Source organism: Serratia sp. GW822-FHT06E05 (assembly GCF_058799445.1).
Genome location: NZ_JBXALM010000003.1, coordinates 406,675 through 419,345 on the forward strand (window position 1 = coordinate 406,675; position 12,671 = coordinate 419,345).

The 12,671-nt window shown below is 57.7% G+C and carries 11 protein-coding genes; 6 read left to right on the forward strand and 5 right to left on the reverse strand.

The window, feature by feature from the left end; translation table 11 throughout:
- Positions 1 to 25: 25 nt before the first annotated feature.
- From AC1RKC_RS11890 to AC1RKC_RS11900, 3 genes are read left to right on the forward strand one after another with little or no spacing between them, the layout of a single operon-like run.
- Positions 26 to 1,408 carry an MFS transporter gene (locus tag AC1RKC_RS11890; protein WP_493092489.1) on the forward strand — a complete coding sequence of 461 codons (1,383 nt, stop codon included), beginning with the start codon at positions 26 to 28 and terminating at the stop codon, positions 1,406 to 1,408.
- Between the two features lie 22 nt (positions 1,409 to 1,430).
- Complete coding sequence (locus AC1RKC_RS11895; protein ID WP_122080339.1) at positions 1,431 to 2,432, forward strand: LacI family DNA-binding transcriptional regulator; 1,002 nt, start codon at positions 1,431 to 1,433, stop codon at positions 2,430 to 2,432.
- 22 nt (positions 2,433 to 2,454) lie between these two features.
- Complete coding sequence (locus tag AC1RKC_RS11900; protein WP_493092490.1) at positions 2,455 to 3,438, forward strand: nucleoside hydrolase; 984 nt, start codon at positions 2,455 to 2,457, stop codon at positions 3,436 to 3,438.
- A gap of 55 nt (positions 3,439 to 3,493) precedes the next feature.
- On the opposite strand, the gene malM is transcribed toward AC1RKC_RS11900, so the two are convergent.
- The 4 genes from malM to AC1RKC_RS11920 form a co-directional block, all read right to left on the reverse strand.
- Positions 3,494 to 4,396, reverse strand: a complete 903-nt coding sequence (gene malM / locus AC1RKC_RS11905; protein WP_401527412.1) for a maltose operon protein MalM — start codon at positions 4,394 to 4,396, stop codon at positions 3,494 to 3,496.
- A 95-nt stretch (positions 4,397 to 4,491) separates the two neighbouring features.
- Positions 4,492 to 5,784 (reverse strand): maltoporin, encoded by a 1,293-nt coding sequence (locus tag AC1RKC_RS11910; protein ID WP_020837177.1) that lies wholly within the window; start codon positions 5,782 to 5,784, stop codon positions 4,492 to 4,494.
- A gap of 32 nt (positions 5,785 to 5,816) precedes the next feature.
- Entirely contained in the window at positions 5,817 to 6,926 is a 1,110-nt protein-coding gene (gene malK, locus AC1RKC_RS11915) for a maltose/maltodextrin ABC transporter ATP-binding protein MalK (protein ID WP_122080342.1), read from the reverse strand.
- Entirely contained in the window at positions 6,919 to 7,890 is a 972-nt protein-coding gene (locus tag AC1RKC_RS11920) for an alpha-amylase family glycosyl hydrolase (protein ID WP_116691096.1), read from the reverse strand. Before AC1RKC_RS11920 ends, malK begins: the two co-directional genes overlap by 8 nt.
- A gap of 358 nt (positions 7,891 to 8,248) precedes the next feature.
- Between AC1RKC_RS11920 and malE the strand changes: the two genes are divergently transcribed.
- The 3 genes from malE to malG all read left to right on the forward strand — a co-directional run bounded on the left by malE (position 8,249) and on the right by malG (position 11,985).
- The gene (malE, locus tag AC1RKC_RS11925) at positions 8,249 to 9,442 is read left to right on the forward strand and encodes a maltose/maltodextrin ABC transporter substrate-binding protein MalE (RefSeq protein WP_020837180.1); all 1,194 of its coding nucleotides are present in this window, start codon (positions 8,249 to 8,251) and stop codon (positions 9,440 to 9,442) included.
- A gap of 63 nt (positions 9,443 to 9,505) precedes the next feature.
- Positions 9,506 to 11,083 (forward strand): maltose ABC transporter permease MalF, encoded by a 1,578-nt coding sequence (gene malF, locus AC1RKC_RS11930; RefSeq protein ID WP_493092491.1) that lies wholly within the window; start codon positions 9,506 to 9,508, stop codon positions 11,081 to 11,083.
- A gap of 11 nt (positions 11,084 to 11,094) precedes the next feature.
- Positions 11,095 to 11,985, forward strand: coding sequence for a maltose ABC transporter permease MalG (gene malG / locus AC1RKC_RS11935; RefSeq protein WP_493092492.1), 891 nt, complete (start codon positions 11,095 to 11,097; stop codon positions 11,983 to 11,985).
- 114 nt (positions 11,986 to 12,099) lie between these two features.
- Here malG and psiE read toward each other — a convergent pair whose 3' ends face one another.
- Positions 12,100 to 12,507, reverse strand: a complete 408-nt coding sequence (psiE, locus tag AC1RKC_RS11940; protein WP_020837183.1) for a phosphate-starvation-inducible protein PsiE — start codon at positions 12,505 to 12,507, stop codon at positions 12,100 to 12,102.
- Positions 12,508 to 12,671: the final 164 nt, after the last annotated feature.

The following is a 12,671-nucleotide window of genomic DNA, read 5'->3' on the forward strand; positions in this document are numbered from 1 at the left end:
ATGACGAAAAGAGGATATCAATGCCATGAGCGAAACAACGCTTGCACACCAACAGGCCGCCGGCGATACGCTGGCGGCCGACGAACGCCTGGCCACCAAAGAAGGGCGCGGCCAATTCTGGCGTGCCACTTTTTCCTGCTGGCTCGGCACCGCGATGGAATATGTCGATTTCGCACTGTATGGCCTGGCGGCCGGCATGGTGTTCGGCGACGTGTTCTTTCCCGAAGCCACACCGATAGTGGCGCTGTTGGCCAGCTTTGCCACTTACTCCGTCGGCTTTGTCGCCCGTCCAATCGGTGCGTTGGTATTCGGCTGGATTGGCGATCGCAAAGGCCGCCGCGTGGTACTGCTCACCACGGTCGCGTTGATGGGCGTTTCTACCACGCTGATCGGGCTAATCCCCTCCTACGCACAAATTGGCGTTTGGGCGCCTGTCTGTCTGGTGACCCTGCGTTTTGCGCAAGGTTTCGGTGCCGGAGCGGAGCTCTCCGGCGGCGCGGTGATGCTGGCAGAATACGCACCGGCAAAACGACGCGGTCTGGTCGCTTCGATCATCGCCATCGGTTCCAACAGCGGCACCCTGCTGGCGTCGCTGGTGTGGTTGTTAGTGTTGCAGTTGGACAAAGCGGATCTTATCGCCTGGGGCTGGCGTATTCCGTTCCTTGCCAGCATCCTGATCGCCGCAGGAGCACTGTACCTGCGCCGCCACGTACGCGAAACGCCGGTGTTTGAACGCGAGCTGCAGCAAAACCGCCAGCGGATGCTGGAAAATACCCCCACCGAGCCGGATAACCGCAGTTATTTGCAGCGCACCAAAGCTTTTTGGATCATGCTTGGCCTGCGCATTGGCGAGAATGGCCCCTCCTATCTGTGTCAGGGCTTTATCGTCGGTTACGTCGCCAAGGTGCTGATGGTGGACAAATCGGTGCCCGCGCTGGCGGTGATGATCGCCTCACTGTGCGGTTTCCTGGTGATCCCCCTGGCCGGTTGGCTTTCCGATCGCTTCGGCCGTCGTATCACTTACCGCTGGTTCTGTCTGTTGCTGGTGTTGTATGCCTTCCCGGCGTTCTGGCTGCTCGACAGCCGCGAACCGGCAACCGTCATTTCAGTGATTGTGGTCGGCATGTGCATTGCGTCACTCGGCATTTTTGGGGTGCAGGCGGCCTATGGCGTGGAACTGTTCGGCGTCAAAAATCGCTATTCAAAAATGGCGTTCGCCAAGGAGCTGGGGTCGATCCTTTCCGGCGGTACCGCTCCGCTGATCGCCACCGCGTTGCTGTCCGGCTTCGGTCACTGGTGGCCTGTCGCCTGCTATTTTGTTGTAATGGCGGCCATTGGCTTAATCACCACCTTCTTTGCACCGGAAACCCGCGGCCGCGATCTAAACCTGCCGCAGGACGCGGCGTAATCAGGGCGCACAGGAACCCAACTTGGATAATCAATCCGCGCGACGCATTACCCGTGCCGACGTCGCCCGCGTAGCGGGCACCTCGGTTGCGGTCGTCAGCTACGTGATCAACAACGGACCGCGCCCGGTGGCGGAAGCCACCCGTCTGCGGGTGCTGGAGGCTATTGAAAAAACCGGTTACCGACCAAACGATATCGCCCGGGCACTGGCTTCAGGCAACACCCTGACCTACGGGTTGGTGGTACCCGATATCTCCAACCCTTTTTTTGCCACCCTGGCCCAGGCGTTGCAGCGAGAGGCTTTCAGCCACGGTCGGGTACTGCTGTTGGGTGACGCCGGTGACGACCGCCAGCGCGAGCACGACCTGATTAATCATCTGCTGCGCCGTCAGGTTGACGGGCTGCTGTACACCAGCGTCGATCGCCATCCCTGGTTCGATCTGATCCGCGCATCCGGCACGCCATGCGTAATGATTGACACCATAGACAGCCATGCCGGCGTCTGCGCCATTCGCGTCGACGAGCGTGATGCGGCCTGTCAGGCAACTCGTCATCTGTTGCAGCACGGCTATCAGGACATCGGCATTTTTGTGGGCCCCTTGACCATGCTCAACGCGCAGGACCGCCTTAACGGCTGGCGTGATGCACTGAAGGAAGCGGGCATTGCGCCACGCGAAGAGTGGATATTCGAAGCGCCCTATACCCGTCAGGGGGGCTATCAGGCCAGCCAGAAAATGCTGCAAGCCCCGCGGCCGCGGGCCATATTCACTTCTAACGAACAACAGGCGCTCGGTTGCCTGTCGGCACTGGCAGAACACCGGCTTCGCGTGCCGGACGATCTGGCTATCATTTGTTTTAACGGCACCCAGCAGTCCGAGTTCAGCGTGCCACCGCTCAGTGCGGTCGAACAACCGATTGACGCCATGGCCAAGCGAGCCATCGCCATGCTGGCTGCCGGTGCTGCACAGCCAGAGCTGCACGAATTCGCTTTCCAACTGCATATCCGCCGATCGTGCGGCTGTTAGTTTATTGATTCAGGTAACCGCTATGCGTTTGATTATTGATTGCGATCCCGGCAACGGCATTCCCGGCGCCAACGTCGATGACGGGCTGGCGCTGGCATTGGCACTGGCGGCCCGCCCGCGACTCTCACTGGAGTTGATCAGCATTGTTGCGGGCAATACGCCACGTGACGTTGGCTTTGCCGTGGCACAACATTTGCTGCAACAAACCGGCTATCAGGTGCCGATTGCCGTCGGCGCGGCGCGCGCGCTGAGCGAACCGCCAGAACCCTGGCGCGCCCACCTCGACCGCGCGATTGCCGATCCGGATCTGGCGGCACTGTGGCGCAATACGCCTTACCCACAGGCCGCAACCACGCCAACGCCGAACGCCGCCGTGGCGATCGGCGAGCTGATTTGCAATAACCCCGGCGAGATCACCCTGGCGGCAATCGGCCCCCTGACCAACGTCGCCCATGCTCTGCAGCTGTACCCGCAGATGGCACAGGAGGTGAAGGAAATTGTTATCATGGGCGGAGTCTTCAACCTGGAAGGCTACATCAAGGACACCAATTTTGGTCTGGATCCGGAAGCCGCACGGCTGGTGCTGACCAGCGGTGCCAATATTACGCTCGCCCCACTGGACGTTACTACGCAAACCATGTTGACTCAGGAAAGCCTGGCGCAGATGACCCAACCGGACACGCCGCTGTGTCGCTATCTGCGAACCACCACTCAACCCTGGATCGACTATTCCCGCCATACCCGCCATCTGCCGGGTTGCTGGATCCACGATGCGCTGGTGATTGCCTGGTTGCTTGAGCCACAGTTGGTGACCACGGAGGAATATTATGTGGATGTCGCACTGGAAGGCGCTATGACGCGCGGCAGTTCTCGACGCTGGCGTCCCGGAGGCCTGCGTCTGACGGTCGGCATGCCGGAGCCCGAAGGCAAGCCGTTGCGGGTGATGCAGCAGGTGGATAATGCCCGCCTGCTGGCGTTGATCGGCACCACCCTGGCCCGCGGATGAAAAAAGGTGCGCCGGGGCGCACCAATCATCGAGCCAGCATCGACAGCGTCGGGTACTACCCCTTGCCTTTCACGCTACCAATAAAGGTTTCACGTGCTGTGGTGGAACCCAGTTTTTCAGCCTCATTCATCAGTTTCAGCGCTTTATCGATATCGCCCGCCTTCACCGCCTGTTTGATGCCGTTGTTAAAGTAAGCTTCGGTGTCATTCAACATGGGTTCCGCCGGTTGAGTCGACGCCGGAGCCGGTGCTGCTGCGACGGCGGCCGTTGATCCCACCACCACTGGTGTCGCCGCCGGTGCCGGCTGCAGCATGCCGATCATGATATTGCCGCTGCCCTGCTCTGCCGTGACCTTCAGTTTGATAATGCCGCTGGTGCTATGCCGGGCGATCGGATCCGGAATATCCGGCACCGCGTTGCCCACGCCCTGCGCATAAGCCTTGGCCGGGTTGGTCAGTTGCGTGGTTTTCGCCAGATCCTGACGGGTGGTGTACACCAGCAGATAAATTTGTTTCTGACCCAGCGCCGGGGTCAGTTTCAGCGTGCCCTCCAGCCGATCGGATGACATCGCACCCGGTGGTTGATACGGGAAGTAGCTGCTCGGGTAATAGGCCGCAGGGCGCAGGTGCTCATCCAGCACCAACACGCTCGGCGCATAAAGTGAGTTGTTCTTGCTGATGCTGCTCAGCGTGACTTCCAGCGAACCGCGATCGGCTGGCAGCGTATAAGCGGCGATAGCCCCCTGAATGTCACCCTGGTTGATTTGCGGGCTGACATTATCCAGTTTGATGTCCTGGCTGACCGGCGGCATCAGCGGTTGCCACGGCAGGCTTTGTAGCGTGCTGGCGCTAATGGCCGGCGCGATGGAAACATTGGCCGGCGTATCGGCATTGGCCACCAGCGGTGCGCCAAGGGTCAGAGCCAGTGACAGGCAAAGTGACAGCAGATTCTTTTTCATTGTTATACCCCATGATATCCGGCGCGGCTCAGGCAAGAGAGACGACGCCGGCGAATACAGGCTGGGGAGAGCACCTGGCCCTCCCCGTTATCTCATTACCACCAGATTTCCATCTGGGCGCCGAAGGTGACTTCGTCGTCATTGCCGCGGCTGAAGGTATGTAAGCTGGTGTCGTTGTACGCGGTGCCCGAGTTGTAACCGGCGCCGGAGTCGTTATTGGCGTAGCCCCACTTCTCATCCCACTTGGCGTAGGTCGCGAATACGCGGATAGCCGGACGTGACCAGATGCTGTTGCCCGCTTGCCACTGTTGCGCCAGGGTCACTTTGTACTGACCGTTGCGATCGCCAGTGCGCTGGGATTTCACGTTGTCGTAACCGGCTTCCAGCAGGGTGCTCATGATTGGCGTCCATTTGTACATTGGACGCACGCCCACGGTGTACCAGGTGGTGCCGTTATTGTTGTCACGATCGACATCCTGGAACATACCGACGTACATCAGCGCCCATTGATCGTTGAAGTCGATGGCACCATGGTCCAGCACGCGGATCATCTTGCCGTTGTTGTCGATGGTTGAGCCCTGGTTGCGGCCGTTGTTCTGCGAAGTCATGGAGTCGGTGGCGTACTGCACCACAAACTTGTTGTAGCCGGTCAGGATGCTCTGGGTATGTTCCGCGGTGAACATCCAGCCGTCTTTGCTGGCGCCGTCAGCTAAATGGTATCCGTCCTGAGTATTGGCGCGACCGTAGTCCACACCCAACTCCAGGGTACCGCCCGGGTTCAGCTCCAGGCCGGCCAAACGCACGTCGAAGGTGTCGTTGACGGTAGGACGTTGATCCCACTCGTTATCCAGGTAACCGTAAGAGCCGCCGGATTCTGAGTTGCGGGTCACGGCAGCAGACAACTTGCCGAAGCCCAGATCGATATTTTCCAGACCGGCGCCCGGACCGGAGATATCCCAGTAGTAGAAGTCAATCATGTGAACATCATGACGCTGATAGAAACGCTTACCGGCCCACATGTTGGCACCCGGCAACCATTCAATCAGGTTTTTACCCTGCACATTCACTTCACGGAAGCCTGGCGTCACGTCTTCCCAGTCGGAACGTTGTGAAACGGAATAAGCCAGGTTGGTATCGAAGTAGAAGCTTTTATCGCCTTCTTTCCACACTTCCTGTCCCAGTTTCAGCTCGGCGTAGGTCTCGCATTCGTTGCCGAGACGGTACTTGCTGCCGGCACCGGTAGCCTGGAAGCACTGTTGCTCGCCACCACTGCCGGTCCAGCCGATGCCGGAACGGGCGTAGCCTTTAAAATCAACGGCCATCGCCTGAGTGGTAAGCACACCAGCGGCGATTGCCAGTGCCAGAGGAAGTTTGCGCAGAGTAGTCATCATTATTCTCCTGTTATACAGACTGTGATGCTTTAAACGCCCGGCTCCTGGTGCAGCCGTTTACATGCCGTACCGTCCTCACGGAACAGATGGCAACGGTGAGGCGGCAAGCCTATGGCGAATGTTGCACCTTCTTCTACCAGCACCACGTCGTTCTGGCGGTAAACCAGGTTTTGACGAATTGCCGGGATTTGGATGTGGATTTGCGTCTCGTTACCGAGTTGCTCCACCACCTGTACGTCACCCGTAAGCAGTACTTCAGAGGCATCACTGGGCAGCAGATGCTCCGGGCGAATGCCCAGAGACATGTTGGTACCGGGCTGAACGTCGGAGCCTTCCACCGGCAACCACACCAACTGGCGGTTAGGCAGCTCGACCTGGACCTGTTGCGGCTCTGCGGCGGTCACTTTGACCGGCAGGAAGTTCATTTTCGGCGAGCCGATAAAGCCGGCGACAAAGCGGTTGGCCGGATAGTGATACAGCTCCAGCGGCTTGCCGACCTGGGCGACACGCCCGGCGTCCAACACCACGATCTTGTCGGCCAGCGTCATCGCTTCCACCTGATCGTGCGTCACGTAAATCATGGTGCGCTGCAGGCGCTTGTGCAGACGCGAAATCTCAATGCGCATCTGCACCCGCAGCGCGGCGTCGAGGTTCGACAACGGCTCGTCGAGCAAGAACACGTCCGGTTCCGCCACCAGCGTACGGCCGATCGCCACCCGCTGACGCTGCCCGCCGGACAGCGCTTTTGGCCGCCTGTCGAGCAGGTGAGCCAGTTGCAGCACTTCCGACACCTGATTGACCCGCTGGCTGATTTCCGCTTTCTTGGCACCGGCCAGCTTCAGGCCGAACGACATGTTGTCGGCCACCGACAGGTGCGGATACAGCGCATAGGACTGAAACACCATGCCAATGCCGCGCTCGGAAGGCGGCACCTCATTCATGCGTTTATCGCCGATCATCAGGTCGCCAGAGGTGATGTCCTCCAGCCCGGCAATCATGCGCAGCAGTGTCGATTTGCCGCAGCCCGACGGCCCGACAAACACCACAAACTCACCGTCATCTATCGTCAGATTGACGTCTTTGGAAATCACAGCTTCGCCGAAGGCCTTATAAACGCTGCGCAATGTGACGCTAGCCATGCGTTACTCCCCTGCTTTCGCAGTTAACATTTCGTGTAAAAATGGCGGACGCAAAACCCGCCAAAACCCATTGATGACCCTCTTGCTGCGCACCGTGCTGCCATGCCAGTGGCAAGGTCGCCTCAGACGGCGCGGCCGCCTGAGTATAAGGCTGCAGGTTAATCAGCGCTTCAAGGCATTGATCCTGATGGGTAATAAGTAAACGAACCACGCCGTTATGCTGGCTGGCCACGCTCAGTTTGCCCTGCTGGATCACCGGCAAGCGGCGCAGCGCCAACAGAGATTGGCAGTAACGCAAGGTGGATTGGTTGTCCTGCTGCTGGCGGCTGATGGCCAGCGCGCGATGTTCGATGGCCACCTGTTGGTACCAGTGGATCTCACCGTTGGTCACCTGTTCCGGCGCTTCATGCCAGGGCATCGGCGTTTGCGCACCCAGCGGATCCTGCAGGCCGGCGGCGTGTGGCAGACCCAATTCTTCGCCCTGATACAGGCAGATGGGCGCAGGCAACATCGCCAGCAGCGTCAAAAAGGCATCAGCCGAACGCAGATTACCCTGGCCCCAATGGCTAACGACTCGCGGCTGATCCGCATCACCGGTGCTCCACAGGCTGTCTGCCAGAGTGGCGCGGCGAGCATTCAACACCTCAATCAGTTTCTCTACGCTGAAGGGCACGACCTCCAGCGCCAATGGGCTACGAAGGTACTGCTGCGACGCGGCGGCGCGACGAATGTGATGCGGCCCGTCGCAATACCACAGCGCCAGACCCTGCGCGGCGACCGCCGCCCCCTCTTGCTCCGCCAATGGCTGCGGCAGGACCAGGCCGTCTATCGACAGCTGGTTCAGGTAGGGCAGCGCCGCAATCATGCCGTGAGCATCACCCACGCCATCCCCGTTTCCATCACGGAAACTGACCGGGTGGATCCGGTACAGGGTTGGCTGAGTAACGGTAGGCATTGGCGACATAAATCCGGTTCCCTGCTGCACGTGGCGATAAAATCAATGTGGCCGATAGTGCGGTAAACCCCACAAAGGGTAATCATCCGTAACAGGATTTTTCATGGGGGAGGAGATGGGAGGATGAGAGAACGACCGCGGGGACGAGAAGTTCCACGCTTAAGACAAATCTGTGATCTGCCTGGCAAAAATCGTCCCCCTATTTTGTGTCTGACACCACAGAATAGGGAGCAATGTTAACTGGATCACACTACGCAGGCGTGGGGCGTAGAGGGGGGGAGGATGAGAATGTGTCGCTTTGTGACCCACTATTACCGCGAAACCTCTCTCCTTGACTTACGTGCCCACAAAAAAGAAGGATTGGATTATGACTCGCAGCTTTACCACCGCCCGCACACTGGTGCTTTCGGCTCTGACCACCCTGGTGCTTTCCTCTTCCGCCTTCGCCAAGATCGAGGAAGGGAAACTGGTTATCTGGATCAACGGCGATAAAGGCTATAACGGCCTGGCCGAGGTCGGCAAAAAGTTTGAGAAAGACACTGGCATCAAAGTGACCATCGAACATCCGGACAAGCTGGAAGAGAAATACCCGCAGGTTGCCGCCACCGGCGACGGCCCGGACATCATCTTCTGGGCCCATGACCGCTTTGGCGGCTACGCGCAGTCCGGCCTGCTGGCGGAAATCCATCCTTCCAAAGCCTTCCAGGACAAGCTGTTCCCGTTCACCTGGGACGCAGTGCGCTACGACGGCAAGCTGATCGGCTACCCGATCGCCGTGGAAGCGCTGTCGCTGATTTACAACAAAGACCTGATCAAACAGGCGCCAAAAACCTGGGAAGAGATCCCGGCGCTGGACAAAGAACTGCGCGCCAAAGGCAAAAGCGCCATCATGTGGAACCTGCAAGAACCCTACTTCACCTGGCCGATTATCGCCGCCGATGGCGGTTATGCCTTCAAGTATGAAAATGGCAAATACAACATCAAGGACGTTGGCGTCGCCAACGCCGGTTCGCAGGCCGGTCTGCAGTTCATCGTCGATCTGGTGAAAAACAAGCAGATCAACGCCGATACCGATTACTCCATTGCCGAAGCCGCCTTCAATAAGGGCCAAACCGCCATGACCATCAACGGTCCGTGGGCCTGGTCAAACATCGAGCAAAGCAAAATCAACTACGGCGTAACCCTGCTGCCGACCTTTAAAGGCAAGCCGTCCAAACCTTTCGTTGGCGTGCTGACCGCCGGGATCAACGCCGCCAGCCCGAACAAAGAGCTGGCTACCGAATTCCTGGAAAACTATCTGTTGACCAACGAAGGCCTGGCCGACGTCAACAAGGACAAACCGCTCGGTGCGGTGGCCCTGAAGTCCTACCAGGAGCAACTGGCGAAGGATCCGAAAATCGCCGCCACCATGGAAAACTCACAAAACGGCGAAATTATGCCTAATATCCCGCAGATGAGCGCCTTCTGGTACGCCGAGCGCAGCGCGGTAATCAACGCCGTCAGCGGCCGCCAGACGGTGAAAGCCGCGTTGGATGATGTGCAGACCCGTATCACCAAGTAACACACAACGTTGTGCGGGGTGCGGATCAGCGCCCCGCTGTGGCTTCACAGAAAGGAACGCCCTATGCAATTAGCTCACGCCGGGTCGCCTGCGCGCAAAAAGTCGAAGTGGTGGCAGAGTGACGTACTGAAATGGCTGGTCATCGGCCTGTTCAGCCTGGTTACCTGCTATCTGATTGTGTTGATGTATGCACAGGGTGAATACCTGTTTGCCATTCTGACGCTGATACTGGTCAGCGCCGGGCTTTACGTCTTCGCCAATCGCCGGGCTTACGCCTGGCGCTACGTTTATCCGGGCATCGCTGGCATGGGGCTGTTTGTCCTGTTTCCGCTGATTTGCACCATCGCCATCGCCTTTACCAACTACAGCAGCACCAACCAGCTCACCTTTGAACGCGCTCAGTCGGTGCTGATGCAGCGTCAGTTCCAAACCGGAAAAACCTTCACCTTCGGGCTGTATCCGGCAGAAAATCAACGTTGGCGCCTGCAGTTAACCCACCCTGACAGTGACCAAAAACTGATTTCCGAACCGTTCAGCTTTGACGCCAGTGCACCGCAAACGCTGAAACTGACGGAGGAAAGCGCAGAACCGGCCGGCGAACGCGCCACGCTGCGAGTGATCACGCAAAATCGTCAGGCGCTGAGCCAACTGGTGGCATTACTTCCGGACGGCGGCGAGCTGCGCATGAGTTCCCTGCGCCAATTCTCCGGCACCACCCCGCTCTACGTGCTGGACAAGGACAGCAATACGCTGACCGACCAACAGACCCATACTCAATACCGGCCGAACCCGGACATAGGCTTCTATCAGGCGGTGAATGCCGAGGGCAACTGGGCCAAAGAGACCCTGAGCCCAGGCTATACCGTCACCATCGGATGGAAAAACTTCCTGCGCGTACTGCAGGACGAAGGCATCAAGAAGCCGTTCGTGTCGATTTTTATCTGGACCATCGTGTTCTCGGTCATGACCGTGATCCTCACCGTGGCGGTGGGTATGGTGCTGGCCTGCGTGGTGCAGTGGGAAGCGCTGAAAGGCAAAGCGGTTTATCGCGTGATGCTGATACTGCCCTACGCGGTACCGTCGTTTATTTCGATACTGATTTTCAAAGGGTTGTTCAACCAAAGCTTCGGTGAAATCAACATGATGCTTAGCCATCTGTTTGGCATCAAACCGGCCTGGTTCAGCGACCCTATCACCGCCAAAAGCATGATTTTGATCGTCAACACCTGGTTGGGTTATCCCTACATGATGATCCTGTGCATGGGGCTGCTGAAGGCAATACCCGACGATTTGTACGAGGCCTCGGCAATGGACGGCGCCACCCCGATGCAGAACTTCTTCCGCATCACGCTGCCGCTGCTGATCAAACCGCTGACGCCGCTGATGATCGCCAGCTTCGCCTTCAACTTTAATAACTTTGTCTTGATTCAGCTGCTGACCAACGGCGGGCCTGACATGATTGGCACCACCACGCCGGCCGGTTATACCGACCTGCTGGTCAGCTATACCTACCGCATCGCCTTCGAGGGCGGCGGCGGGCAGGACTTCGGACTGGCAGCCGCCATTGCCACGCTGATCTTCCTGCTGGTAGGCGCTCTGGCGATCCTGAATCTGAAAGCCAGCAAGATGAACTTCGACTAGGGAGAAAAATAATGGCCATGGTCCAACCCAAGTCCCAGCGCCTGCGCCTGTGGATGACCCATATTCTGATGCTGTGCTTTATCGCCCTGATCATGTTCCCGCTGCTGATGGTGGTGACCATCTCGCTGCGTTCCGGCAACTTCGCCACCGGCAGCCTGATACCGGAACAGATTTCCTGGGATCACTGGCGGCTGGCGCTCGGCATGAGCGTGACCCACGCCGACGGCAGCGTTACCCCGCCGCCGTTCCCGGTGCTGCTGTGGCTGTGGAACTCAATCAAGATCGCGGTGATCACGGCGATCGGCATCGTCACGCTGTCCACCACCTGCGCCTACGCCTTTGCCCGCATGCATTTTCGCGGCAAGAGCACGCTGCTGAAAAGCATGCTGATTTTCCAGATGTTCCCGGCGGTGCTGTCGCTGGTGGCGTTGTACGCCTTGTTCGATCGTCTGGGCCAATACATTCCGTTTATCGGCCTGAACACCCACGGCGGCGTGATCTTCGCTTACATGGGCGGGATCGCACTGCACGTCTGGACGATCAAAGGCTATTTCGAAACCATCGATAACTCGCTGGAGGAGGCGGCGGCATTGGACGGTGCCAGCCCTTGGCAGGCGTTCCGCCTGGTGCTGTTGCCGCTGTCGGTACCGATCCTGGCGGTAGTGTTTATTCTGTCGTTTATCGCGGCCATCACCGAAGTGCCGGTCGCCTCGCTGTTGCTGCGTGACGTTAACAGCTACACGTTGGCAGTGGGCATGCAGCAATACCTGAATCCACAAAACTATCTGTGGGGCGACTTTGCCGCTGCGGCGGTGCTGTCGGCAATCCCGATTACCGCCGTATTCTTGCTGGCGCAGCGCTGGCTGGTAGGAGGCCTGACGGCTGGTGGGGTGAAAGGTTAGGTTTTCTCGGGCTTCACTCACGGGTGGGGCCCTACTGCGCTTGATGTACTTCAGTTATTTCCGATCAATACCTGTGTCTTCGGCGGCCCTATCGGGCCGCCATTTTTATTTCTGCTATTCCCGTTTTAAGCGGTCGGTATTGGCCAGGTAGAGCGTCACTACCAGTAACAATATCGCGGCGGAATAAATTAGCGTATCGATTGGGTTTTCATGATCCACAATGATCAATCGGATAATTGCGGTGATGCCGATATAAATAAAGTAGCGCAGCGGAAAGTGATAGCCAGACTCAAAATATTTAACAATCAACGCGATAAACTCAAAATAGAGAAAGTAAATCACAATCCCTTCAATCAAGAGATAGGACGTAGACTCCTCGTTATTTACAAACAAAACTTTCGCCAAATGAATGGTTTCTTTCACCAAAAAAACGATCAGGATTGCTGCCAACAACAACAGCCCAACGTTCAGCACCCGTTGTAGCCCTTTGGCCACCATCACTGAGCGGGAGGTTTTTGCCATAATTATTCCCCATAAATACCACTGTAATTATCTACGCATCCTAACATAGGCATTATCTTAAAAATTAACATCTGTATGCCGATTGAAAAAAACGATTACCATTCAAACGGTTAAATTTAAATGTTTCATGTGGATATATTTGTAGCAAATTGAAATGTCAACTA